Consider the following 23692-nt stretch of genomic DNA (forward strand, 5'->3'; position numbering starts at 1 on the left):
TCAGCGGGCGATCACCACGAGATTCCAGACCACGAGCACGGCGAGAACGGCCATCTGCGGCCAGGGTTTCCACGGGTCGGCCTGGATAGCATATGACATCTCCTTGAGCGGAGAGGTTTGCGGTGGCGCGGACTTGGCTGCGGGCACCGGCTCGTGAAATCGGTGGAAGTACAGCTGGATCAGCGTCGCGCCGATCCACAGTCCACCCAGGAAGCTCACGGCTTCCACCCCACGGCACAGCAGCAGCACCGACAGCGCGACGACGAAGGCCAGCGCTACCCAATCCGACGTGGATGTCGCCGAGGGCTTGTCTCCATAGCTCCTGTCGAGTGCCTCTCGCCGTTTTCGGTACGGCAACGCGAAGAACGCGAACTTGATGAGGATGTGAACGCCCAGCAGGGCGATGACAACCGTCGTGATGGTGTCGAGCATGAGCCCAGAGTGCGACGCCGGCGGCGGGAACGAAGGGTTTTGTACGCCGCGCGGGGTGTCGTTCAGCCTGCCAGCGGCTTGAGCCGAATCTGGGTCTCGGCCAAGAGTCCGAGCGGATTGACGTAGTCGGCCCGCGACGCCGGACCCCACATCGCACCCCAGTGCAGGCATGCCGCCACCGGGCAGCCGGGGTGCCCGGCCACGAGCACACCCAGCGTCGTCCCGGCCGACACGACCTGTCCGGGCCGCACGACCGCGCGCACCGGTTCGTAGCTCGTGCGCAGCCCCCCGGGATGCGCGATCGAGACCACCTCACGCCCGGCGAGAACGCCGGCGAACACGACGGTGCCCGGTGCCGCGGCGTAGACGGGTTGCTCCGCGGTCGCCGCCAGGTCGACGCCACGGTGCCCGCGGTTCCAATTTGGCGAGGGCGCGTCGAACCCTCTGGTCACCGTGGGCCGGGGCGATACGGGCCAGCGCAGCCGCGCACTGTCCGCGTGTGCGGGTGCCGACCATACGAGGAGTAGGGCGGTGATCAGGAGCGCTCGTGCGAGCTTCACGCATCCAGTGAACAGCCGCCGTTGGCGGCTCCGCTAGGGACAATTGGGCACCTGGGGATAACCGGCCACGGCTCAGGCATAGAGCGCGTCCCGTACGTGCAGTGTGTCGCAGTACTCGCGGATCGAGGTGATCCGCGAGTGCTTGACCGTGAAGAAGAACGCGTATTCGTTGTCGTACACGCGACCTTCGACGCTCGTTCCGACGGCATGCCATTCGATGGCCACCACGTCGCCGTCGGAGACTGTGCGGGTCAGCTTGAGCTTGAGTGACCCGGGGCGGTAGAGGCCCAATCCCCGGCGAAGGAAGTCGTTGAGTATCGCCTCGCGGCCGACGTAGTGCCCGGCGACGGGAAGGTCGCCGTGCAGGTGCCAGGTCGCGTCCGGCGCCAGCAGGGACGACAGTGTCGCCGTGTCACCGGCTTCGATTGCGGTGACGAACTGCCGAATCACACTCTCGTTCAACGGATTACTCACTACGTGCCTCCTGATCGCGCTCATGTGCGGATGCCTTGACATCGAGGGATGACCCATCATAGCCTGTGTTCAGTATGTCGTACTAGTAGACGAAGAAATGAACGGAGTTTCAGGTGCGACCTCGTCTTGAAGTTCTGGATGTGTCAAAGCGCTATCCGGGTGTGCGGGCGTTGAACGGACTTCACTTGGCGTTGCAGCCAGGCGAGGTGCGCGCGCTGCTCGGCAAGAACGGCGCGGGCAAGTCGACTCTGGTTCGGATCCTGTCGGGCGCCGAACGCCCCGACGAGGGCACGGTCCGGATCGACGGCGTACGCGTGGCCATCACCTCGCCGGCCCGGGCCCGGGAACTCGGGATCGCCACCGTGCACCAAGAACTCAGCCTCATCCCCGAACTGAGTGTCGCCGAGAACCTCCTGCTCGGCCGTTGGCGCGCGGTGGCCGGTGTCGGTCCGCTGTTGTCGCCGGCAGCGATGGTTGCGCACGCGCACGAGCAGTTGGCCGCGGTCGGCCTCGTGATCGATCCGCGGGCCAAGGTCAAGTCGCTCAGCATCGCCACACAGCAGAGTGTCGAGATCGCGCGGGCGGTGTCGTTGGGCAGCCGGGTGCTGATCCTCGACGAACCGACCAGTTCGCTGCCGGCCGCAGAAGTCGAGATCCTCCTCAAACTGATTCGGCGGTTGGCCCAGTCCGGCATATCGGTGATCTACGTGTCACACCGCATGGACGAGATCCCACTCATAGCCGATTCGGTCACGGTGATGCGGGACGGGCAGCTCGTCGAGACGCGGTCCATCGGTGCGGCGGGCACCGGCGACATCGTGCGCATGATGACGGGCGGCGCTGGGCACGCGCGCCGCCCCGCCGCCACGAAACGATCGGAGGAGGTCGTTCTCGCCGTCCACGGCTTGCGATCCGGAGACCGGGTCGACGGCGTCGACCTCGTGCTCCATCAAGGTGAAGTGCTCGGCATCGCAGGCTTGTTGGGGGCGGGCCGTACTGAGATCCTTCGCTGCCTGTTCGGCCTCGACCCCGTCACCGGTGGTCGAATGGCCCTTGGCGGGCGGCCCTACGCCCCCCGATCGCCACAGGACGCGATCAGGGCCGGTGTCGGGTTCACGCCTGAGGACAGAAAACGCGATGGCGTTGTCCTCGGCATGTCGGTCTCCGGCAACCTGGTGCTTGCGGTGTTGCGCCGGTTGGCGCGGCGCGGATGGCTTTCGCGCAGGGCCGAAAGGGAACTCGCAGCTTCCAGTAGTAAGCGGCTTGCGGTCAAAACGCCCTCACCGCACGTGGCCGTCGGCACGTTGTCGGGCGGCAATCAGCAGAAGGTCATTCTCGGCAAGTGGCTCAATGCGCGGGCCCGGGTGCTGTTACTCGACGAGCCCACGCGCGGAATCGATGTTGAGGCCAAAGATCAGATATATCAACTGATTCGAGAGCTGGCAGCAGACGGCGTAAGCGCCGTCTTCGTGTCGTCGGAGACCGAGGAACTGTTCCAGGTCTGCGATCGAATCGTGGTGCTGCGCGGCGGTCGCGTGATCGCCGAGCGCGTGGTCGACGAGTCCACGCCATCGGAAGTGTTGGCACTGGCAATGGAAGGCAGTCAATGACAGCGGTATTCAGTGGTCGGGTCGTCCCGCCGGCAGACAGCGATCCAGGCGCGCCGTCGCGGGCGCGGTCGATGGTCGCGGTGGCGTGGCATTCCGGTAGGCAGCATCTCGCGCTGCTCGGCGTCCTCGCAGTGGCCGTCGTCGTGCTCTCGGCGACGGCGCCCAATTTCCTCACCGCGGGCAACCTCCTCGATGTCGCCCGGCAACTGTCGTTCACCGGAATCATCGCGTTCGGTATGACTTTGGTGATCGTCGCCGGCGAGATCGACATCAGCATCGGCTCTGCAATCGCCTTCGGTTCTGCGCTGTTGGGTGTGCTCGCGGTGCATCATGGGCTGCCACCATGGCTGGCGGCGGCTGCGGTATGCGTCAGTGGTGCCGTGATCGGCGCCGCGGCGGGCGCGGCCCGGGCGTGGCTGAACGTGCCGTCCTTCATCGTGACGCTGGCGTTGTTCTCCGCGCTCAGCGGCGCGGCTTTGATGTTGACCAACGCCGTCCCGCTGCCGATCATCGATGCGGGGTTCGCCCAATGGGGCAACGGTGCGCTGTTGGGCGTGCCGATTCCGGCATTGGTGATGGTCTCGGCGTTCGCACTGTTCTGGTTGCTGGCCAACCGAACAGCCTTCGGTCGTGGCGTGTACGCCATCGGCGGTAACCCGGAGGCCGCGAGATTGTCCGGGATTCCGGTTGCGCGCATCCGCACCGTGCTGTTCGGCCTGACCGGTTTGCTCGCCGCGGTCTCGGCGGTGCTGCAAACCTCGCAACTGGGGGCAGGCAATCCGACCATCGGACGCGGGGTCGAATTCGCGGTCATCACGGCGGTGATAGTCGGCGGTGCCAACCTCTACGGGGGCCGCGGGTCGATGGTCGGCACCCTGATCGGTGTTGTGTTCATCGGTGTGCTCAACAACGGCATGGTGCTGCTCGGGGTCAACAGCTACGCCCAGTATGTGGCGAACGGGCTCATCGTCCTGCTTGCGGTACTCGTCAGCACCGTGCGCCCGCGAGTGCGGAAATAGGAGGTCTCGGCATGCGCATCTTCATCACCGGCGCGACCGGATTCCTCGGCGGGACATTGGCCACCCGATTGTCGGCGACTCACCATGTGCGCGGGCTCGTTCGATCCACCGCCGACGCCGCATCCCTTGCTGCGGCTGGTATCGAACCCGTGCTCGGAAATCTCGACGAGGCAGGGCTGCTTGCCGGCGAATCGCGCGCCGCCGATGCGGTGATCAACGCCGCCGACAGTGACCATGCCGGTGCCGTCGACGCAATCCTCGACGCTCTCGACGGCAGCGGTAAGCCCTTCCTCCACACGAGCGGCTCCAGCATTGTCGGGTCGGCATCCGGCGGAGAGCCTCAAGACGACGTCTACTCCGAGGATGACGTCTATGGCGACGCCACGTGGGCGCCGGCTTCCGACAAACAAGCCAGGGTCTCCATCGACCGGCGCGTGCTGGCGGCGAAGGACCGCGACATTCGTTCGGTTGTCTTGTGCAACTCGATGGTCTATGGAACCGGCGAGGGGGTCCGCGCCGACAGCGTGCAGATCCCTCGGCTGGTAGAGACGGCTCGACGAACCGGCGTGGTGCGGCACATCGGACGAGGCCTGAACCGGTGGTCCAACGTATCCCTCGACGATGCCTGCAGTCTTTACCTGCTTGCGTTGGACAAGGCGCCCGCCGGTTCGTTCTACTTCGTGGAGAACGGTGAAGAGAGTTTCCGGGCCATCACGGAGGCGATTGCAGCCGCGCTGAGGTTGGCGCCGCCGCAGGAGATGTCCGTATCCGATGCGGTCGCAGAATGGGGTTTTGAGCCTGCGGTCTACGCGCTGGGTTCCAACAGCCGGGTGCGCGGCCGCGCGGCGCGGGGCGGGCTCGGTTGGCGGCCCCGTCAGTCTTCTGTCACCAGCTGGATTCGCGAGAACGTGCGCCCCTGACCGGATTGGGCGGCCCGGCCTCGTATCCTGACGGCGTGGGCATGGAGTCGGGCGCTTCACCGCGCGTGCCGGCTGTTGGCCGGGCTTTTCACGTGATGTCTGACATCGCCGTGCACGGTCCGGCCACGCTGTCCGAACTTTCGCGCAGGCTGTCCCTTCCGAAGAGCAGCCTGCTCGGGATCTGCCAAGCCCTCGTCGACCAACGACTGCTCACGGCGACAGACGGCAACTACGGGCTGGGGCTGGCGATAGTCGAGCTCGCGGCGGCATACGGCCGACAGCCCGTGCGGATGTCGCGCGTCGGCGTCTGCGTGCAGAACCTTGACAACCCGTTCTTCGTCGCGGAGATCGCGGCGGTTCGGGCGGCGGCCGCGGCTCAGGCCGTGGAGGTCGACATCCGCGATGCCAGACAGAGTCTGCGGCGACAGGCCGAACAGATCGACGACCTGGTGGCGGATGGCGTGCAGGCGCTCTTGCTCGACAGCGTGGATTCCGTCGGCATCGGCCCCGCAGTCGCGCGCAGTAAGGACTCTGGAGTACCGGTCGTCGCGCTGAACGTGGGAGCTGAGGGCGCCGATGCGACGGTGACGACCGACAATGTCGCGGCCGGTGCGATGGTCGGCCGGTATCTCGCCGCAGCCATCGGAGGACGGGGTCGGGTTGCGATCGTCGACGGCACGTTCGTGACCGCTACCGCCGATCGGGTCGCGGGATTCGTCTCGGCGTTGCGCGAGTACCCCGACATCGAGATCGTCACTCGGCAACGCGGTGACCATTCGGAGGCCTCAGGCCGCAAGTTGGCTCGTCGCATCCTCGCTGAACATGGCCCAATCGATGGGTTCTTCGGAATCAACGACCCCACTGCCCTCGGTGTGTTGAAAGCGGTCGAAGAGGCCGGCCTGCCGATCCCCATTGTCAGCGTCGACGGATCCCAGCGTGCTGCGGCTGTTTTGGCGCGCGGCGAGGGGCTGATCGCAACTGCGGCACAGGATCCGGCCGAGATGGCACGCGTCGGACTGTCGGTGGCAGCCGATATCCACACCGGCCTGGCCCCTGCTTCTCGGCTTCGGCTGCTGCCGCCGCGGCTGATCACGCCCGACGCCGCCGACTACGTTCCCTGGGACGCAGAATGACGCGTCCCGGTTCACCCGCCGTCCACCGCGCCGCTCGAATTCTGGCCGAGCTGGCGGCGAACCCACACGGGCTCACGGTCCCCGAGCTCGCGCGCCGCCTTGGCACGGCCAAGAGTTCGGTGTCCGACCTGGTGTCGACGTTGCTCGAAGAGGGAGCGGTCACGCGCGACGAGCAGGCAACAGTACGGTTGGGTGCGCGAATCCCCGAGATCGCAAGGGGCTTTGTCGGAGGATCTCGCTTGATCGACGAATTCCGTGGCGCGTGCTCGCGTGTCACGGAGTTGAACGGCGCGGCGATAGTCCTGGCGGTGCTCGTCGGCGGCGACATCGCACACGTGGCCGTGCGTGAGGGCGACAGGCCGTTGCCTCTCACCCTGACTCCGGGAATGCGCCTGCCGGCGTGGTCGACGGCGACGGGAATCGCCCTGTTGAGTCATCTGCCGGACGCTGTGGTCGACCGGATGTTCCAGCACGAGCCGGCCGTGTCGCCGAGCGGTCTGACTTTCGACGCCGACCGACTTCGGTTGGCGCTCAAGGTGTGTCGAAGCCGCGGGTGGGCATCGAACGACGGTGTCGAGGAAATGGCGCTCGCAGGCACGGCGGCCGCGATCAATGTCGGCGGACGAACCCCGGCGGCCGTCGGAATCGTGCGTGCCCTGGGAGATGCGACGCACGAGAAGGACTCCGCCGCAATCCTGCGCCTTGCCGGCGAACTCGCTTCTCGCGCTTGATCAGCCGCCCTTCGGGGTCTTGACGCGTGTGACGCACGGCGCATAGTGTGTTCTGTATCTCGTTTATAGGATCGAAGTATTGAACACGCAGTGCTGAATCCGGCCGCGCGTGATCATGCCGGAAGGACATGTACATCAATGAGGTTCGCAAGAATTGCGGCCGCGGCGGCCGTGGTGGTCGTCGCCGGTGGGTGCCATGCCACCAACAGTGGAGCGGACGGTACGTACACCGTCGGAGTGACGACGTTGTTTCCAACCGGCACGTTCTCGGAGTTTGTCGACCGACTGAACGAAATCGGCCCCGCGCAGGGGATTTCGTTCGACATCGCCGATATCAACAACGACGTGGGCAAGGAACACGAGGTGCTCAGTGCCTTCGCCACCAAAGGTGTGGACCTGGTCGCGACCAGCGTGGCCAGTGCAACCGGCTCGGCCGCGGCGATCCGCAGACTCGACAACGCCGACGTGCCCGTCGTCTGCTACAACACCTGCCTGGCGCCACCACTGGACGAACAACTCACCGAGGCATTCGTCACCAATGACCAGAAGGGGCTCGGCACGAGCACCGGGCGTGCGGTTGCGGCTCATCTCGAAGGTCGCCACAAGCCTGCGAAAGTCGCGTACCTGACCTGCGAGACCTATGACGTGTGCAAGGCCCGTCGTGCGGGGTTGGACGAGGCGCTTTCGGGCCTGGATGTGCAGACCGTGAGCGCCCAGGAAGGCTATGTCGTCGACGCCGCGACCCCCGTCGCAACCGCAATGCTCGCTGCCCATCCCGATATCGACGTGTTGATCGCGGAGAACGAGGACGGAATCGTGGCCGCCGCCAAAGCCGTTGAAGCGCGCGGACTTCAAGGCAGGGTCGCGGTGTTCGGCATCGGCATGAACCCCACTGTCGCGCAGTTGTTGCTCGCCGAACCGGCTGTCGTCGAGCACACCACCGGCCAGGACGCCGCCGCGTGGGCCGACGAAGTGGTCGCGGTCGCCATCGCAACGCGCGACGGCACAGGCGCCGGCGACTATCTGCACTTCACCCCGTCGCCCGAATTCAGCCGCGACAACCTCGCGGCCGTCAAGCAATACCTGGCCGCACACCAGTGATCGGAAATGAGGCATGCTCATGCGCAAGTTCATCAACAAGCCCGGCGACGTCGCGATGGAAACCCTTGAGGGTTATCTGGCTGTCACCAGCGGCCGAACATCGCGTGTCCCTGGCACTCTCGGCCTGATTCGACGTGAGCTCACCGACCGCGTCGTGGTGCTCGTCGGCGGCGGGAGCGGCCATGAACCGGTGTGGCTGGAGTATGTCGGTGAAGGCCTGGCCGACGCCGTGTGCCAAGGGGATGTCTTCGCCGCACCCGACCCCATGTCGATCGCGACCGTGGCTGCCGCGGCACACCGTGGCCACGGGGTGTTGTTCCTCTACGGTAACTACGCCGGCGACAGGCTCAACTTCGACCTCGCCGCAGAGGAACTCGCCGCCGACGGCATCGTGACACGCACCGTGCGAGTCGCCGACGACGTCGCAGCGGCGCCATTCGATCGCCGGGATGACCGGCGCGGTATCGCCGGTGGTTACTTCGCCACTCGAATCGCCGCGGCCGCGGCTGCGCGGGGAGACCATCTCGATGCGGTCGCCGACATCACCCAACGAGCCGTCGACCGCACGCGCAGTATCGGTGTCGCGGGTGCCGGCGGCACAATCCCGGGCTCAGACGAGCCGACACTCGTCGTGCCGGATGGCCGACTCGAGATCGGGATGGGCATGCACGGTGAGAAAGGGGTGTGGGCGGGGGATTTCCTCAGTGCTGACGCGACGACCGACAAGATGCTGGAGCTGCTGCTCACGGACCGCCCGCTGGACGGCAACCATCCAGTCGCAGTCCTCGTCAACGGCCTGGGTGCCACGACCAGGGCGGAGTTGCTGATCGTGAGCCGTCGGCTGCTGAACTGCCTCGCCGAACAGGCGATCGAAGTGGTTGACACCCACATCGGCGAGTACGCCACGAGTCAAGAGATGCACGGGTTTTCGATATCGCTGTTCGAACTGGATGACGAACTCACGCAGCTGTACCACGGTTCGGTCGAGGCCACGTTCGCGGGAGGGTTGGCGTGACGCACCCGTGGGTCGAAACGGTCGACGTCATCGGCATGCTGACTGCGGTGTGCGACCGGATGATCGCCAGTGAAGAACTGCTGGCGCGGGCCGATCGGGAGGTCGGTGACGGCGACCACGGGCAAGGTATGGCCCGCGGTTTTCGCGCGGCGCGTGATTACCTACACCGGGCGACGGCGGCCTCCACGCCGCACCAGATTCTCGTCGGGGTCGGGACGACACTGATCGGATCGATGGGCGGAGCGTCCGGCGTGGTGTTCGGAACCTTTTTCCGCGGCGCCCGCACGTCGGCGTTCACGGGGCCGCTGACAGTTGCCGCGCTCACCGGCCACCTCGACGCCGCCGTAGCCGAGATCCAGCGCCGCGGAGGCGCACGCGCGGGCGACAAGACGATGCTGGACGCGGTGCTGCCGGCTGTCGAGGCATTGCGCGCCCAACCCGCGGAAATACCTGTGGCACAAGCACTGTGCGCTGCGGCCGAGGCGGCTCAAGCCGGCGCAGAAGCGACAAAGGCGATGACGGCGAGACACGGGAAGTCGGCGACGCTCGGGCCCCGTTCGCTGGGGCACCCCGATCCCGGCGCCATCTCTGTCGCACTGATTTTCCGCGAGATGGCCGACTGGCTGACTCGCCAACACCTCTCACCCTCAACCCCCTGAAAGGACGTCAGATGACCACACCCCTTACGGCTGACGAACTGCGGCGGCGCAACGCCACCCGGAAGATCTTCCAGATCGCCCTTGTCACACGAGATCTCGAGCGAAGCATGAAATCATGGGTGGACAACCTCGGTATCGGCCCGTGGACCGTGCTCACCTTCACCGAAGAGTCGGTGCGCCACCTCAAGGTGGACGCGCAACCGGTGACCGTGCCGTTCAAGTTTCTCATCGCGATCGCCACGGTGGGCGACATCGACTTCGAGTTGATCCAGCCCGTGTACGGCCCCACGATCTATGAGGAGTTCCTGCAACGCCGCGGCGAAGGATTGCACCACATCAAGGAGAAGATTGCCGAGAACGACCTCGACCAGGTGATCGCCGACTACGCCGCGAAGGGAATCGGCGTGCTGCAGACCGGCTGGTTCGACGTGGACGTGCACTACTACATGGACACCGAGCCCAAACTCGACTTCATCTTCGAATTGGGGAACTGCCCGCGACTCGAACTCCCGGTGGGCTCGTACTCGACCTACCCGGCGGAATGAGGCAGGCCGACATGCATGCCCGAATGGAGAGGCTGTTCGCCGCGGACGGGCGGCTGCTGGATGTCGCGATCGACCATGGTGCGGTCAACGAACCTGCGCTGCTGGGCGGGATTGCCGATGCTCGGGCGGCGCTGGCGACGTTGCGCGCCGCGGCGCCGGATGCCATCCAGTTGACCCCGGGGCTCGCGCGGCTGTTGTCCGGGCATCGCGGTCCCGGCGATCCGAGGCTCGTGCTACGCACCGATGTGTCGAACGTCTACGGCGCTGCGGTGCCACGTACGCCCTCATGCGAGTTGCTGCCCCAGGCCGTGGAGACCGCGGTACGTCTCGACGCCGCGTGCGTGGTGGTCAACCTGCTGCTACTGCCGAATCAGCCGGAGCTGCACGGCCAGTGCGTCCGCAACATCGGGGTGTTGCGCGCAGAATGCGAGCGCGTCGCGATGCCGCTCATGGTCGAACCACTCGTCATGGCACCCAACGACGTCGCAGGCGGCTATCAGGTCGACGGTGATCTGAGGCGCATCACCGCACTTGTGCGGCAGGCAGCGGAGCTCGGAGCGGATGTGATCAAGGCCGATCCGTGCGATGCGCCTGCCGAGTTTCATCAGGTGGTGACCGCGGCATCGGGTGTGCCCGTCCTCGTTCGCGGTGGCGGGCGAGCCACCGACACCGAGATCCTGCAGCGCACATTTGAGGTCATGAGACAGGGAGCTTGCGGAATCGTGTACGGCAGAAACATCTTTCAGCATCCAAATCCCGCCGCAATGGTGGCCGCGCTGATGGCTGTGGTGCACGACGATGTGGACGCGTCGGCCGCTGCCGACCTGCTGCGGAGCCGAAGCGCGGCGTGAGGATCGTCGGTGCGGTCCTGGAGGACGATCGGGCGGGTCGGCCGGCTGGGGCGATGGCACAGCTGGCCGTCTGCGAGCTGGACCTGGAGGATCCGCGAAGCGGAGAGATCCGCGTTGCGATCGACGCCGCAGGCGTGTGTCATTCGGATTTGTCGGTGGTCGACGGGAACAGGCCACGGCCATTGCCGATGTTGCTCGGGCACGAGGGCACGGGCCTGGTCGACATGGTCGGCTCGGACGTCGACGACATCCGCCCTGGGCAGCGCGTGGTGATGACGTTCCTCCCGCGATGCGGACAGTGCGCGGGCTGCGGCAGCGGCGGACGGGTGCCGTGCGAGCAGGGGACCGCCGCCAACTCAGCGGGCGAGCTCATGGGTGGCGGCACCCGGCTGTCGCGATTCGGCAGGCCGATCCGGCATCACCTCGGTGTTTCGGCGTTCGCGACCCATGCGGTCGTGGACCGAAGGTCTGTCGTGCCCGTCGACGACGACATTCCGCCGGCTGTCGCGGCACTGCTGGGATGCGCGGTCCTGACCGGTGGCGGCGCCGTGCTGAACAGCGGTCGGCCGCAATCGGGGGAGTCCGTCGTCGTTGTCGGCCTCGGTGGTGTCGGAATGGCGGCGACGATCACGGCGCTGGCGCTCGGACACGAGGTCATCGCTGTCGACAACCTGGAAGCCAAGCTCGAGCTGGCGCGCGATCTCGGCGCGGCCCAGGCGGTCAGCCCGGCGCGTGCCTTGGCATCGGGCATCCGGGCACCGGTCGTGATCGAGGCGGCCGGACACCCCCGCGCCTTCGAGACCGCCTTCGCCATGACCGCGCCAGGAGGGCGCATGGTGACCGTGGGCCTACCGGCCCCGTCAGCGATCGCGACGGTGTCACCGCTTCTCATCACCGCCGAAGCGCGAACGATCGCCGGCAGTTACCTGGGTTCGGCCGTCCCGAATCGGGACATCCCCGAATTCGTGCGGCTCTGGCGCGATGGTCTCCTGCCCGTCGAACGGCTGGTGACCTCGGAAATCGGCCTCGACCAGATCAACGATGCGATGGGCGACCTGGCCGGCGGCCGGACCGTCCGCCAGATTGTGCGCACGGGCTGACCGCGGGCGGCGTGGAAAAAGCACACCCCATCAGCGTGTAAACTTCTATCCGCAGCTCGTCCAAGCGGGCTGACTTCGCGTGTCTGCGCCACGACTGCCACCACGGAGTCGTAATCGGATGCCGACGGTCCTGACCTGGGATTTCCTCAGGGAGGGTTCGGCAACCGGCGGGCACCAGGGTCCGGCCTCACCCGAAGCCGGACGACAACCGACATAAAGGAACCATGGACTCATGGCTGTTGTAACCATGAAACAGCTGCTGGACAGCGGCACCCACTTCGGGCACCAGACCCGGCGCTGGAACCCCAAGATGAAGCGGTTCATCTTCACCGACCGCAACGGCATCTACATCATCGATCTGCAGCAGACGCTGACCTACATCGACAAGGCGTACGAGTTCGTCAAGGAGACCGTCGCCCACGGTGGCAGCGTGCTGTTCGTCGGCACCAAGAAGCAGGCGCAGGAGTCCATCGCCGAAGAGGCGACCCGCGTCGGCATGCCCTACGTGAACCAGCGCTGGCTGGGCGGCATGCTCACCAACTTCTCCACCGTGCACAAGCGCCTGCAGCGCCTCAAGGAGCTCGAGGCCATGGAGCAGACCGGTGGCTTCGAGGGCCGCACCAAGAAGGAAATCCTCATGCTCACGCGTGAGAAGAACAAGCTTGAGCGCAGCCTCGGCGGTATTCGTGACATGCAGAAGGTGCCCTCGGCCATCTGGGTCGTGGACACCAACAAGGAGCACATCGCCGTCGGCGAGGCCCGCAAGCTGGGCATCCCGGTCATCGCGATCCTCGACACCAACTGCGACCCCGACGTCGTCGACTACCCGATCCCGGGCAACGACGATGCGATCCGTTCGGCCGCGCTGCTGACCAAGGTCGTCGCGTCTGCCGTCGCCGAGGGCCTGCAGGCCCGCGCCGGCCAGGGTGGGGCCAAGCAGGACGCCGAGGGTGCCGAGCCGCTCGCCGAGTGGGAGCAGGAACTGCTCGCCGGCGCGACCGCAGGCACCGGTGAGGGCGACGCGGCCCAAGCCGACACCACCACTGACGCATCGTAGGAAAGGCTGAACATTGGCGAACTACACCGCCGCCGACGTCAAGCGACTTCGGGAGCTCACGGGCGCCGGCATGCTCGACTCGAAGAATGCGCTGGTCGAGGCTGACGGCGACTTCGACAAGGCTGTCGAGCTGCTCCGCATCAAGGGTGCCAAGGACGTGGGCAAGCGCGCCGAGCGCGCCACGGCCGAGGGCCTGGTCGCCGCCAAGGGCGGTGCGCTGATCGAGCTGAACTCGGAGACCGACTTCGTCGCGAAGAACGCCGAGTTCCAGGCGTTGGCCGACCAGATCGTCGAGGCCGCCGCGGCCTCGAAGGCCACCGACGTGGAAGCCCTCAAGGCCGCCAAGGCCGGTGACACCACGGTCGAGCAGGCCATCGCGGACCTGTCGGCCAAGATCGGTGAGAAGCTCGAGCTGCGCCGGGTCGCCTACTTCGACGGCACGGTCGAGACCTACCTGCACAAGCGTGCCGCGGACCTGCCGCCTGCGGTGGGTGTGTTGGTCGAGTACACCGGTGGCGATCAGAGCGCTGCGCACGCCGTGGCGCTGCAGATCGCCGCGCTCAAGGCCCGCTACCTCAGCCGTGAGGACGTCCCCGAGGACATCGTCGCCAACGAGCGGCGCATCGCCGAGGAGACTGCCCGCAACGAGGGCAAGCCCGAGCAGGCCCTGGCCAAGATCGTCGAAGGTCGTGTGACCGGCTTCTACAAGGACGTCGTGCTGCTGGATCAGCCGTCGGTGTCCGACAGCAAGAAGACCGTCAAGGCCCTGCTCGACGAGGCCGGCGTGACCGTGACCCGCTTCGTGCGGTTCGAGGTCGGCCAGCAGTAGCAGACCCTGCAAAGCCCCGCGCATTTCCGGTTGGCCCGGAGGCGCGGGGTTTTGTGCATTCCGGGGTGAGGGCGGCAAGGACGCCGCGCATCTATTGCACATGTGTCTGTTAACGTCGGGACATGAGTCATATCAGCGCCTTCGGCGACGATGCCCTTGGCGAGCATGACGCAGTCGGACTGGTCGAGGAGATGCGGGCCGGGCGGGTGTCGTCGGCCGATCTCATCGAGGCGGCCGTCGCCCGCACCGAGGCCGTCAACCCCACGCTCAACGGGCTTGCGTACGAAGCCTTCGATCGCGCCCACGCGCGTGGCGCCGCCCCGAGCCCGTACGGCGGGTTCTTCGACGGTGTGCCGACGTTCGTCAAGGACAACGTCGCCGTCGAAGGCATGCCCACCATGCAGGGCACCGACGCGTGGGAGCCACGGCCGCAACGGGCCAACGGCGACTTCGCGCGCGCCTTCTTCGCCACCGGTCTGGTGGCGCTGGGCAAGACGCGACTGTCCGAGTTCGGTTTCAGTGCATCGTGTGAGCATCCGCGGCTGGGGCCGGTCCGCAATCCCTGGAATCCCGACTACACCGCCGGAGCGTCGTCGTCGGGGTCCGGTGCGTTTGTCGCGGCCGGGGTCGTGCCCATCGCGCATGCCAACGACGGTGGCGGTTCGATCCGGATTCCCGCGTCCTGCAACGGCTTGGTGGGGCTCAAGCCGTCGCGCGGGCGGCTGCCGCAGGACAGGGAACTGCGCATGATGCCGGTGCGGATCGTCTCCGACGGCGTCGTGACCCGGTCGGTGCGCGACACCGCGGCGTTCTACCGCGAGATGGAGCGGGTCTACCGCAATCCCAAGCTGCCGCCGATCGGCGACGTCAGCCGGCCGGGCAAGCAGCGGCTGCGCATCGCCGTGTGCACGCAGTCGATCACGCGCGACGCGGATCCCGAGATGCGTGAGCTGACCCTCAAGACGGCCTCGCTTCTTGAGGAACTAGGTCATCGGGTCACCCCGATCGGCAACCCGGTGCCCGCCCGCTTCAAGGACGACTTCCTGTTGTACTGGGCGTTTTTGGCGTACGCACTGGTGCGTGGCGGGCAACGGAACTTCGGCCCGAGCTTCGACCGGGACCGGCTCGATCACCTGACCCTGGGCCTCGAGCGCCATGCGGGCCGCAATCTGTACCGGCTGCCGGTCTCCATCGCGCGGCTGGCGCGGACCCGCCGCATCACCGAGCGGCTGGCCAACAGCTACGACGTGGTTCTCATGCCGACCTTGGCCGAGCCAACCCTGCGCATCGGCGAACTGGACCCGATGGCGGACTACCAGGACATCATCGACCGGCTCATCGACTGGGTGGCCTTCACGCCGCTGCAGAACGCCACCGGTGATCCGGCCATCTCGCTGCCGCTGGCCCAGACTGCCGAGGGCCTGCCGGTCGGCATGATGTTCTCGGCCACCGTGGGCCGCGAAGCGCGGCTGCTGGAGCTGGCCTACGAACTGGAGGAAGCGCGCCCGTGGCGTCGCATCCAGGATCCGGTTCCGGCGAACAGACGCAAAGGTGCCCAGAAGCGCCCGAAATAGGGTGCTTTCGTGTTTGTTCGGCAGAGACGGTACCGGGTAGCGACATGACGCCGTAACGCGGGCGGGAGGCATTTAACCCGCTCGACACCGCGGGCTGCTGCCCGTGAAACACGGCGCTCGCAGCATCTGTGCTGTGGAATCCACTGCTTCGTTGGCGACGAGCCGTCGGGCACCGGAGATCGAAGCGACGACCGGAAGCACCTTCGGCTGTCTGATCCGGTTCGCGTTGGCGAACATTCGCCGGCGACCGGAGCGGTTCGTGTTGTCGGTGCTGGGAATTGCCCTCGCGATCGCGTGTGTGACCGTCGTCCGGACGATCTCGTCGAGTTTCGCGATCACAGGGGCCGAGTCGGTCACCGATGTCCTCGGGGACGCACAGTTGTGGGCGGTGCCCGCAGCGGGCGTCCACTATGACAACGATGCCCGCGCACTCGTGGCGGACGGCCCGGCTCCGCTGATCACGTTGCCCGACGGGTGGCGGGCGACACGCACGTACTCCGGTGTCACCCGGGTCGGCGACACCCCCGTGTCGGTACGGGGAAACGATGAAACACCCTCGGAGCAAGCGGTTTTGGGTGATCCGCTGGCGCAGCGGCTGGGCGTCTCGCCCGGCGACGTGATCGACGTCGGCGGCCGGGCCCTGACCGTCGGCGTCGCGGGCAGCGGTGAGTCGATGACGGTGTCGTCGGCACTGGCCCGGTCTCTGGTCGGTGACAACGGATGGTGGACCATCTACGCGCCGGCCGGTGAGGAGAAGAACCGTGGTCTGGCACGGACATTCGGCGGTGCCGTGGGCCTACCGGTCACGGCTGACCCGTCGATGCAACCGGACCGCACCGGGTCCGGTCTGATCTACGACACTGTGGGCGGATCCGGCCCCTTGACGTTCGAGCAGAAGTTCTCGGCGTTGTTCTCCGGAAAGGTGACCGGCTCGACGCTGGGGCTGATCTCGATCATCGGACTCGTGCTCGGTTTCGTCATCGCGGTGTCGTCCTTCCTGGCTGCCGTGGCCGAACGCAAACGCGAATTCGGCATCATGAGCAGCATCGGCCTGGCAGACGAGGTGCTGTACTTCTTTCTCGTCGAGTCGGCCCTCGTCTTCGTCGCGGCCTACCTGGTCGGGATTCTCGGCGCGGGTGTGGCTGTGGCCCTGGTGATTCCCGGTATCGCGACGCCGACGGCATGGGCCCAGGCCGCGGGTATGGTCGCGGCCTTTCTGCCCGCGATGGCGATCGTCGGTGCGCTGGTTCCGGTGCACCGCTTGTTGCAGCAGCGGCCGGTCGACCTGCTGGGGGCGCGATGATCACGAAAGGCCTCGGATACGGCTGGCTGTCGGCGCGCCGCCGCATCAGGGACATGGTGCTGCCCGTGGTCACCACCGCCACGGGTGCGTTCCTGGTCGTCCTGGTCTTCGGTATGTCGCCCGGCATCCGTGCCCAGTCAGCGGCACTGGGCCACGCCGACGAGATCGAACGCGCGGTGGTGCTCATCGCGGTGACCGTGCTGCTCGTCGGTGTCGTCGAAGTGGCGGTCGCGACAACCCGGACCGTGGCACACCGCACGCGCGAACTCGGTGTGCTCGGCGCCAACGGAATCCCGCGTGGCCCCGTGGTGGCTGCATTGCTCGTTGAGCCCGTCGTGGCGGCCGTGCTCGGAGCCCTGTTGGGTGCACTCCTTGGCGCGGCCACCGCAATCGTCGTCACGCTGGCCGGTTTCGCGCCCACCGGTGTCTCCCCGGCAGGGTTGGCGGTCGGGGCAGTACTGGCCGTCGTGGTCAGCATTGTGGCCGCCCTCGCCACGAGCGTCGTCCCCACCTGGAATGCCGCATCACGACCACCCATCCGATCCCTGACCGCGTGAGGCTGAACAGACAATGACCGCACTGGACGACGCGGCGACAGCCGCCCCCGCCGACACCGAAATCGGCAAGAAGCCCGTCATCGAGATCAGTGATGTCTGGAAGTTGCACAAGCTCGGCGACGAGGTGGTCAAAGCCCTCGTGGCCGCCGAACTCCAGGTGATGCCAGGGGAGTTCGTGTGTTTGATGGGGCCGAGCGGCAGCGGCAAGTCCACGTTGCTCAACATCATCGGCGGGCTGGACCGTCCGACCAAGGGCGCGGTGAAGATCACCGGTCGCGATACCGCACAACTCACCGAGAGCCAGTTCGCCGCGTTACGTCACGACACCATCGGATTCATCTTCCAGAGCTACAACCTGATTCCGTTCCTGTCGGCCGTGGAGAACGTGGAACTGCCGCTGATGTTCGAACCGTATGACCGAAAGTCTTTGCGTAAAAGGGCAACCGAGCTACTGGAGCTGGTAGGTCTCGGTCACCGCGTTCATCATCAGCCCACGAAGATGTCCGGAGGGGAACAGCAGCGCACCGCGATCGCACGGTCGCTGATCAGCAGCCCGACCCTCGTCCTCGCCGACGAGCCGACGGCCAACCTCGACCACCGTACCGGGGAGACGGTGGTGCGTATGCTGCGCGACCTGTGCTCGACACTGGGTGTCACGGTCGTCGCGAGCACCCACGATCCCACGGTGGCCGACGAAGCGACCCGTGTCGTCCGGATGAAAGACGGACAGATCATCAACTGATTCAACGGCATTGGGAGAACACTGATGACCCAGGAACTGGAGGCCGCGCACGTGAGGAGCACCGAATCTGCGCTGCCGCCGTCAGAGCGTGACAAGCTGATGACGACAGAGCTTGTTCCCGAACAGATCTTGCCCAAGGTGATGAGCACCTTCGGCTTGACCGCGGCGTATGTGTTCATCATCTGTTGGATCACCGGCTCGTCGGTGATGGCAACAGGCGGCTGGACCGCGATCCCCATGTGGGTGCTGGGCATCCTCACGTTCCTGGTCCCCGCCGGCATGGCCGTGGTGGAACTCGGCAACCTGTGGCCCGGGCAGGGCGGTGTCTACATCTGGGCCACCCGGACGATGGGTGAGACCTGGGGCTTCATCGGCGGCTACCTGTCGTGGGTGCCGGTGATCCTCAATGCCGCGTCATCGCCCGCGGTGGTCCTGTCATTCCTGTTGTTGGCCTTCCACGCCGAGCTCGGCGTGATGACCAGCGTCATCCTGCAACTGGTGATCCTGTGGACGGTCGTCGGCCTGGCATTGGCGAAGCTCGCCGCCAACCAACGGATCATGAACGTCGTCTTCGTGGTGTTCGGCATTCTCGCGCTGACGATCTTCATCTCGGGAGTGCTCTTCGCGGTGAAGAACGGTTCGGCGACGCCGTTCAGTTGGTCCGATGCGACGATTCCCAACTTCGCGGTGTCGGGCTTCCTGTATGGCACCGTGCTGCTCTACCTGCTCGGCGTGGAGACGCCGTACAACATGGGTGCGGAGTTCCTCTCGGTGCGCAAGAGCGGCCCCCGCATGATCCTGTGGGGTTCGACGGCGCTGGTCGCCATCTACCTGATGACGACACTGGGCACGATGATGGCATTGCCGACCGCGGAGATCGACGCCGTGACGGGTGTCATCGGCATGCTCGACGTCGCGGGATTCCCCGGGCTGATGGAGATCTGCGCAGTCGTTCTCGCCTTGATCATCGTCGTCGCGTTGATGACGTATCAGGTGGCCTACTCGCGGTTGATCTTCGTCTCGGGGCTGGAGCGACACCTGCCGCGCATCTTCACCCATCTCAACCCGCGCACCCGTAATCCGGTGTCGGCCATCCTGATCCAGGGCGTCATCTCGTCGCTGCTGATCGTCGGCCTGTACTCACAGAGCAGCCTGGTCAACACGACGATCTTCCTGCAGGGTGGCCTGTCGACCGTGTGGCTGCTTTCCGGCTTCTTCTTCCTGATCCCGGTCGTGATCGCCCGCAAGAAGTACGCGGATCGCTATGAGAACGAGACGTTCTGGCGCATCCCCGGCGGCATGGTCGGCGTCTGGATCACCGTGATCGTCGGCACCCTCGGCACGATCGGCGGCGTCTACTACTCGTTCGCGAAATCATGGCTCGCCAGTGCCGGGGTCGGGGATGGCGAGTGGATGACGTGGGTGGGCAGCATCAGCGTCGGCATGTTCGCACTCGGGCTGGTGGTCTACATCTTCGGCCGCCGCTCGGCGCACAAGGTCTCGCAGGAGGATGCCCTGGCCCATCTCGCGGTGTTCGACCTGACCGCCGACGGCGCGACCGCAACCAAGGAGGCCTAGCCCATGACCATGGACAGCACGTTGGCACCGACCGAATCCACCGAAGGCGCCACCCGGTATCCGCTCGACCCGCTGACCGGCGCCGAGATCGAGGCGGCAGCTGCGGTGATCACCGAATCCGACTACGCCACAGCGACGTTGAAGTTCGTGATGATCCAGCTGGCCGAACCCGCCAAGACGGCCACGCTCACATTCCGTGGCGTCGCCGACGTGCCACGTCGCGCGTTCGTCACGGCCTACGATGCGGCGGCCAAGCTCATCTATGAGGCCGTCGTCGACCTCGACGCGCGGGTGATCGACTCGTGGACCCCGATACCCGGCCGCTTCCCCTCCTACCTCGTGGAGCACATGACCGGGGTCGAGGAGAAGGTACGCGAAGATCCGCGCTGGCAGGAGGCGATGCGCAAACGCGGCGTGACCGATTTCAGCCTCGCGATGATCGACCCTTGGCCGGCAGGCTATTACGGCGCGCAGGACCATTACGACAACTCGGCGCTGATCTGCCGTCCGCTGACGTTCATGCGGGCCGCGCCTTCGGAGAACGGCTATGCACGCCCGGTCGAGGGGCTGATCGTCACGTTCGACCTCGACGCGATGGCGGTTGTCGACGTCGAGGATCACGGTGCTGTTCCGCTGCCCACGAAGGGCGGCAACTACGCCGAGAAGTTCATGTTCGACGCCGACAACCGGCCCGCGTTCACACAGTTCCGCGATGACGTCAAACCCATCGAGATCACCCAGCCCGACGGGCCCAGCTTCACGGTCGACGGCTGGAACGTCACGTGGCAGAAGTGGTCGCTGCGCGTCGGGTTCAACCCGCGCGAAGGCCTGGTGCTGCACGAGCTGACCTACACCGACCGCGGCACTGTGCGACCCGTCATGTATCGGGCGGCGTTGTCGGAAATGGTAGTGCCGTACGGTGATTCGTCGCCGACGCACTGGAACAAGAACGTCTTCGACATGGGCGAGGTCGGCATGGGCTTCTCGGCCAACCCGCTGACCCTTGGCTGCGACTGTCTCGGTGAGATCTTCTACTTCGACGGCACGGTCAACGACTCCAGCGGCAACGCCGTCACCATCCCCAACGCCATCTGCATGCACGAGGAGGACTACGGGATCTCCTGGAAGCACACTGATTTCCGCACCGACGAGGTCGAGGTCCGGCGCTCCCGGCGGCTCGTCATCTCGATGATCTGCACCGTCGGCAACTACGAGTACGGCTTCTTCTGGTACCTGTACAACGACGCGTCGATCGAGATGGAGGTCAAGCTCACCGGGGTGCTCACCACCGGGGCGATCGCCGACGGCGAGACGCCGCGCTGGGGCAAGATGGTGGCGCCCGGGATGTACGGGCCGAATCATCAGCACTTCTTCAACTTCCGGATGGACATGAGCGTCGACGGCCCCGGAAACAGCGTGTACGAGGTCGACTCGATCCCCGAACCCGACCCGGAACTCAATCCGCACCACAACGCGTGGATCACGCGTGACACCCTGGTGGCGTCGGAGGCCGAGGGGGCGCGCGACTGGGAGCACTCGACCGGCCGGTACTGGAAGGTCGTCAACCCGTCCAAGCTCAACGAGTTCGGCGCGCCCGTCGCCTACAAGTTGATGCCCAAGGACATCGTGCCCGTCATGGTGCAGGAGGGTTCGGTCATCTACGACCGGGCCAGGTTCGTGCAGCACAACCTGTGGGTGACCAGGTATGAGCCCAACGAGCTCTACGCCGCGGGCGACTACATGTACCAGTGCGCCGAGGCTCAGGGGCTACCGCAATACGTGGCCGACGACGCGCCGCTGGAGGACACCGACGTCGTGCTGTGGTACACCGTCGGTGCCCACCACGTGGTGTGCCCCGAGGACTGGCCGGTGATGCCGTGCCACTACACCGGGTTCAAGCTCAAGCCGGTGGGATTCTTCGACGGCAACCCGGCCCTGGACCTGCCGCCGTCGCCGCCCGCTGCCTGCCACCACCACTGAACCTGCGGTCACGGTGGTTTCCGCGCATATATGTGACTGCTCGCGCGGGGACCGGGCCTTATGCTCTTTATCGAGCAGAGGGTTACGGCGGCATCGCCGTCCTCTTATGATGACCGGCGAGTGTCGCCGAACAGGGGGATGTGCATGGGTCCGGGGTCGGATGACCAGCCAGGCGAGGACTATCAGCCAGGTCAGAACGTGCAACCCGGTGAGGAGCACCGGCCCGCGCCGCAGCAGGGTTCGATCCGCTGGCAGGAACCCGGTGTCACGCAGCCTCGCCCACCCACCGTCGCCGAGGCGCGCGCACGCGACAAGGCGCAGAAGGCGCGCGAGGCCGCCGAGGAGTGGGCGAGACTTCAGGAGGAGAAGCGCGAGCAGCGCGCCGCCACCGGCCGCAAGGTCTTGATGGGCTCGGTCGCGGTGGTCGGTGTGGTCGGCGCGGTGGCACTCGGCTACCACCTGCTGCACAAGGACGAGATCGCCGCGACGTGTGTCAAAGACGGCACCAACGAGGTGGTGCCGGACAGCTACTGCTCGAGCGGCTACAGCAGTTCGGGCGGCACGTTCATCTATGCGGGCTCGCCGTACCGCTACTACTACGGTGGCAGCAGCGGCGGGGTCGGCACCGTGGCCCGGGGCGGAACCATCGAACAGCCCAAGGGCACGACGGCCAAGACCAAATCGGGGACGTCGATCTCGCGCGGCGGGTTCGGATCGTCGTCGAGCTACGGCGGAAGTTCGGGCAGCTGAATGCGCCGCCAACGTAGTTCCCCGCGCGCCGGCTGGGAACAGATAGTCGCTGACCAGGGCATGTGCTACGGGACTCCGGCGCGGGACGCGGCAGGCGCCGACCGGCCGTACTGGGACGAGTCGGTGCACTACGTGTTCGACATGGACGAGGTGCTGTCGATCGAGGCCTCGGTCGAAGTGCTGCATTCGATGTGCCTCGAAGCGGTCGAGCAGGTGGTGCTCACCGAGCGCTACCGCGATTTCGGATTGCCCGAGTGGAGCTGGGAACACATCGAAAAGTCCTGGCGCCGAAGTGATCCCCACCTCTACGGCCGCTTCGACCTGAGGTATGACGGGCGCAGGCCACCGGTTCTGCTCGAGTACAACGCCGACACCCCGACCACGCTGCTGGAAGCGGCGATCCTGCAGTGGTACTGGAAGACCGACGTGTTCCCGGCGGACGACCAGTGGAATTCGCTGCACGAGAAGTTGGTCGCCCGGTGGGGCGAGATCCGGGACCGGCTGCCGGGTTCGGAGGTGCATTTCACCTGGTCGGGCGCGGAGTCGACCGGCGAGGACAACGTGACCGTGGCCTACCTTCAGGAATGCGCCGCGGAGGCCGGGCTGAACACCGTGGGCCTGGCGATCGAGGACATCGGTTTCGACATCGACCTGAACCGGTTCGTCGACCTGGAGGAAGCACCGATGTCCTCGGTGTTCAAGCTCTATCCGTGGGAGTGGGTGCTCGACGACGAGTTCGGCCGCCACGCCGTCGAGAGCCTTCCGGCCACCATGTGGGTCGAGCCGCTGTGGAAGACGCTGCTGAGCAACAAGGCGATCCTGGCGGTGCTGTGGGAGATGTACCCCGGTCACCCGAACCTGTTGCCTGCCTATGTCGATGACCCGCATGAGCTCACCGAGTATGTGCGCAAGCCCAAGCTGGGCCGCGAAGGTGCCAACATCACGATCGTCGGCGCCGGGCACGAGACCGAGACCGGCGGCGTGTACGGGGAAGAGGGCTACGTCTACCAGCTGCTCGACCCGCTGCCGCAGTTCGACGACATGCGCCCGGCACTCGGCGCGTGGATCGTCGGCGACGAGTCGGCGGGCCTCGGCATCCGCGAGACCTCCGGCTTGGTGACCGACAACGGCGCCGCTTTTGTGCCACACCGCATTCCGCTGTGATTCCGAAA

At 66.2% G+C, this 23692-nt stretch carries 24 protein-coding genes; 21 read left to right on the forward strand and 3 right to left on the reverse strand.

Annotated features, from left to right (window positions below; genetic code table 11):
- The 3 genes from G6N67_RS27135 to G6N67_RS27145 form a co-directional block, all read right to left on the reverse strand.
- Entirely contained in the window at nt 1-432 is a 432-nt protein-coding gene (locus G6N67_RS27135; protein WP_051578977.1) for a hypothetical protein, read from the reverse strand.
- 62 nt (nt 433-494) lie between these two features.
- Nucleotides 495-992 carry a M23 family metallopeptidase gene (locus G6N67_RS27140; protein WP_036436747.1) on the reverse strand — a complete coding sequence of 166 codons (498 nt, stop codon included), beginning with the start codon at nt 990-992 and terminating at the stop codon, nt 495-497.
- 72 nt (nt 993-1064) lie between these two features.
- Entirely contained in the window at nt 1065-1466 is a 402-nt protein-coding gene (locus G6N67_RS27145; protein ID WP_163642316.1) for a nuclear transport factor 2 family protein, read from the reverse strand.
- Nucleotides 1467-1606: 140 nt separating this feature from the next.
- On the opposite strand from G6N67_RS27145, the gene G6N67_RS27150 reads away from it, so the two are divergent.
- The 21 genes from G6N67_RS27150 to G6N67_RS27250 all read left to right on the forward strand — a co-directional run bounded on the left by G6N67_RS27150 (nt 1607) and on the right by G6N67_RS27250 (nt 23684).
- Entirely contained in the window at nt 1607-3076 is a 1470-nt protein-coding gene (locus G6N67_RS27150; protein WP_268951291.1) for a sugar ABC transporter ATP-binding protein, read from the forward strand.
- Entirely contained in the window at nt 3073-4095 is a 1023-nt protein-coding gene (locus G6N67_RS27155; RefSeq protein ID WP_197747934.1) for an ABC transporter permease, read from the forward strand. The genes G6N67_RS27150 and G6N67_RS27155 overlap by 4 nt, the downstream gene beginning before the upstream one ends.
- An 11-nt stretch (nt 4096-4106) precedes the next feature.
- A complete protein-coding gene (locus tag G6N67_RS27160) occupies nt 4107-5015 on the forward strand; it encodes an NAD-dependent epimerase/dehydratase family protein (RefSeq protein ID WP_036436753.1) in 909 nt (302 codons plus the stop codon).
- A 41-nt stretch (nt 5016-5056) separates the two neighbouring features.
- Nucleotides 5057-6148: a substrate-binding domain-containing protein gene (locus G6N67_RS27165; RefSeq protein WP_081812686.1), complete on the forward strand. Its 1092-nt coding sequence runs from the start codon at nt 5057-5059 to the stop codon at nt 6146-6148.
- The gene (locus G6N67_RS27170; RefSeq protein WP_051578981.1) at nt 6145-6879 is read left to right on the forward strand and encodes an IclR family transcriptional regulator; all 735 of its coding nucleotides are present in this window, start codon (nt 6145-6147) and stop codon (nt 6877-6879) included. Before G6N67_RS27165 ends, G6N67_RS27170 begins: the two co-directional genes overlap by 4 nt.
- 138 nt (nt 6880-7017) lie before the next feature.
- Entirely contained in the window at nt 7018-7980 is a 963-nt protein-coding gene (locus tag G6N67_RS27175; RefSeq protein WP_036436755.1) for a substrate-binding domain-containing protein, read from the forward strand.
- A 19-nt stretch (nt 7981-7999) separates the two neighbouring features.
- The gene (locus tag G6N67_RS27180; RefSeq protein ID WP_036438352.1) at nt 8000-8995 is read left to right on the forward strand and encodes a dihydroxyacetone kinase subunit DhaK; all 996 of its coding nucleotides are present in this window, start codon (nt 8000-8002) and stop codon (nt 8993-8995) included.
- Nucleotides 8992-9654: a dihydroxyacetone kinase subunit DhaL gene (gene dhaL / locus G6N67_RS27185; RefSeq protein ID WP_197747935.1), complete on the forward strand. Its 663-nt coding sequence runs from the start codon at nt 8992-8994 to the stop codon at nt 9652-9654. The genes G6N67_RS27180 and dhaL overlap by 4 nt, the downstream gene beginning before the upstream one ends.
- Before the next feature lie 11 nt (nt 9655-9665).
- Nucleotides 9666-10199 carry a VOC family protein gene (locus G6N67_RS27190; protein ID WP_036436758.1) on the forward strand — a complete coding sequence of 178 codons (534 nt, stop codon included), beginning with the start codon at nt 9666-9668 and terminating at the stop codon, nt 10197-10199.
- A 23-nt stretch (nt 10200-10222) separates the two neighbouring features.
- Nucleotides 10223-11050 (forward strand): class I fructose-bisphosphate aldolase, encoded by an 828-nt coding sequence (locus G6N67_RS27195; protein WP_197747936.1) that lies wholly within the window; start codon nt 10223-10225, stop codon nt 11048-11050.
- On the forward strand, nt 11047-12150 hold the full coding sequence (locus tag G6N67_RS27200) for a zinc-binding dehydrogenase (RefSeq protein WP_036436761.1): 1104 nt from the start codon (nt 11047-11049) through the stop codon (nt 12148-12150). The genes G6N67_RS27195 and G6N67_RS27200 overlap by 4 nt, the downstream gene beginning before the upstream one ends.
- A 232-nt stretch (nt 12151-12382) precedes the next feature.
- Complete coding sequence (rpsB, locus tag G6N67_RS27205; protein WP_036436764.1) at nt 12383-13207, forward strand: 30S ribosomal protein S2; 825 nt, start codon at nt 12383-12385, stop codon at nt 13205-13207.
- A gap of 13 nt (nt 13208-13220) precedes the next feature.
- The gene (tsf, locus tag G6N67_RS27210) at nt 13221-14036 is read left to right on the forward strand and encodes a translation elongation factor Ts (RefSeq protein WP_036436767.1); all 816 of its coding nucleotides are present in this window, start codon (nt 13221-13223) and stop codon (nt 14034-14036) included.
- A 122-nt stretch (nt 14037-14158) separates the two neighbouring features.
- Nucleotides 14159-15610, forward strand: coding sequence for an amidase (locus G6N67_RS27215; RefSeq protein ID WP_036436770.1), 1452 nt, complete (start codon nt 14159-14161; stop codon nt 15608-15610).
- A 133-nt stretch (nt 15611-15743) separates the two neighbouring features.
- Nucleotides 15744-16913 carry an ABC transporter permease gene (locus G6N67_RS27220; RefSeq protein ID WP_036438357.1) on the forward strand — a complete coding sequence of 390 codons (1170 nt, stop codon included), beginning with the start codon at nt 15744-15746 and terminating at the stop codon, nt 16911-16913.
- Nucleotides 16910-17470: an FtsX-like permease family protein gene (locus tag G6N67_RS27225; protein WP_036436773.1), complete on the forward strand. Its 561-nt coding sequence runs from the start codon at nt 16910-16912 to the stop codon at nt 17468-17470. Before G6N67_RS27220 ends, G6N67_RS27225 begins: the two co-directional genes overlap by 4 nt.
- Nucleotides 17471-17483: 13 nt before the next feature.
- Nucleotides 17484-18212: an ABC transporter ATP-binding protein gene (locus G6N67_RS27230; protein ID WP_036436777.1), complete on the forward strand. Its 729-nt coding sequence runs from the start codon at nt 17484-17486 to the stop codon at nt 18210-18212.
- Nucleotides 18213-18236: 24 nt separating this feature from the next.
- Nucleotides 18237-19790, forward strand: a complete 1554-nt coding sequence (locus tag G6N67_RS27235; RefSeq protein WP_036436780.1) for an APC family permease — start codon at nt 18237-18239, stop codon at nt 19788-19790.
- A gap of 3 nt (nt 19791-19793) precedes the next feature.
- Entirely contained in the window at nt 19794-21770 is a 1977-nt protein-coding gene (locus G6N67_RS27240) for a primary-amine oxidase (RefSeq protein WP_036436783.1), read from the forward strand.
- Between the two features lie 243 nt (nt 21771-22013).
- Nucleotides 22014-22520: a hypothetical protein gene (locus tag G6N67_RS27245; protein WP_036438359.1), complete on the forward strand. Its 507-nt coding sequence runs from the start codon at nt 22014-22016 to the stop codon at nt 22518-22520.
- Nucleotides 22521-23684 (forward strand): glutathionylspermidine synthase family protein, encoded by a 1164-nt coding sequence (locus tag G6N67_RS27250; RefSeq protein WP_036436786.1) that lies wholly within the window; start codon nt 22521-22523, stop codon nt 23682-23684.
- Nucleotides 23685-23692 lie beyond the last annotated feature (8 nt).

The organism is Mycolicibacterium mageritense (assembly GCF_010727475.1).
Lineage (GTDB): Bacteria > Actinomycetota > Actinomycetes > Mycobacteriales > Mycobacteriaceae > Mycobacterium > Mycobacterium mageritense.

What these genes read in the sequence shown, in the direction of transcription:
- G6N67_RS27240 (WP_036436783.1), top strand. Translation starts at nt 19,794, where the DNA reads ATGACCATGGACAGCACGTTGGCACCGACCGAATCCACCGAAGGCGCC.
- G6N67_RS27230 (WP_036436777.1), top strand. Translation starts at nt 17,484, where the DNA reads ATGACCGCACTGGACGACGCGGCGACAGCCGCCCCCGCCGACACCGAA.
- G6N67_RS27250 (WP_036436786.1), top strand. Translation starts at nt 22,521, where the DNA reads ATGCGCCGCCAACGTAGTTCCCCGCGCGCCGGCTGGGAACAGATAGTC.
- G6N67_RS27155 (WP_197747934.1), top strand. Translation starts at nt 3,073, where the DNA reads ATGACAGCGGTATTCAGTGGTCGGGTCGTCCCGCCGGCAGACAGCGAT.
- G6N67_RS27215 (WP_036436770.1), top strand. Translation starts at nt 14,159, where the DNA reads ATGAGTCATATCAGCGCCTTCGGCGACGATGCCCTTGGCGAGCATGAC.
- G6N67_RS27235 (WP_036436780.1), top strand. Translation starts at nt 18,237, where the DNA reads ATGACCCAGGAACTGGAGGCCGCGCACGTGAGGAGCACCGAATCTGCG.
- G6N67_RS27135 (WP_051578977.1), bottom strand. Translation starts at nt 432, where the DNA reads ATGCTCGACACCATCACGACGGTTGTCATCGCCCTGCTGGGCGTTCAC.
- G6N67_RS27180 (WP_036438352.1), top strand. Translation starts at nt 8,000, where the DNA reads ATGCGCAAGTTCATCAACAAGCCCGGCGACGTCGCGATGGAAACCCTT.
- G6N67_RS27225 (WP_036436773.1), top strand. Translation starts at nt 16,910, where the DNA reads ATGATCACGAAAGGCCTCGGATACGGCTGGCTGTCGGCGCGCCGCCGC.
- G6N67_RS27160 (WP_036436753.1), top strand. Translation starts at nt 4,107, where the DNA reads ATGCGCATCTTCATCACCGGCGCGACCGGATTCCTCGGCGGGACATTG.
- rpsB (WP_036436764.1), top strand. Translation starts at nt 12,383, where the DNA reads ATGGCTGTTGTAACCATGAAACAGCTGCTGGACAGCGGCACCCACTTC.
- G6N67_RS27165 (WP_081812686.1), top strand. Translation starts at nt 5,057, where the DNA reads ATGGAGTCGGGCGCTTCACCGCGCGTGCCGGCTGTTGGCCGGGCTTTT.
- G6N67_RS27195 (WP_197747936.1), top strand. Translation starts at nt 10,223, where the DNA reads ATGGAGAGGCTGTTCGCCGCGGACGGGCGGCTGCTGGATGTCGCGATC.
- G6N67_RS27175 (WP_036436755.1), top strand. Translation starts at nt 7,018, where the DNA reads ATGAGGTTCGCAAGAATTGCGGCCGCGGCGGCCGTGGTGGTCGTCGCC.
- G6N67_RS27170 (WP_051578981.1), top strand. Translation starts at nt 6,145, where the DNA reads ATGACGCGTCCCGGTTCACCCGCCGTCCACCGCGCCGCTCGAATTCTG.
- G6N67_RS27190 (WP_036436758.1), top strand. Translation starts at nt 9,666, where the DNA reads ATGACCACACCCCTTACGGCTGACGAACTGCGGCGGCGCAACGCCACC.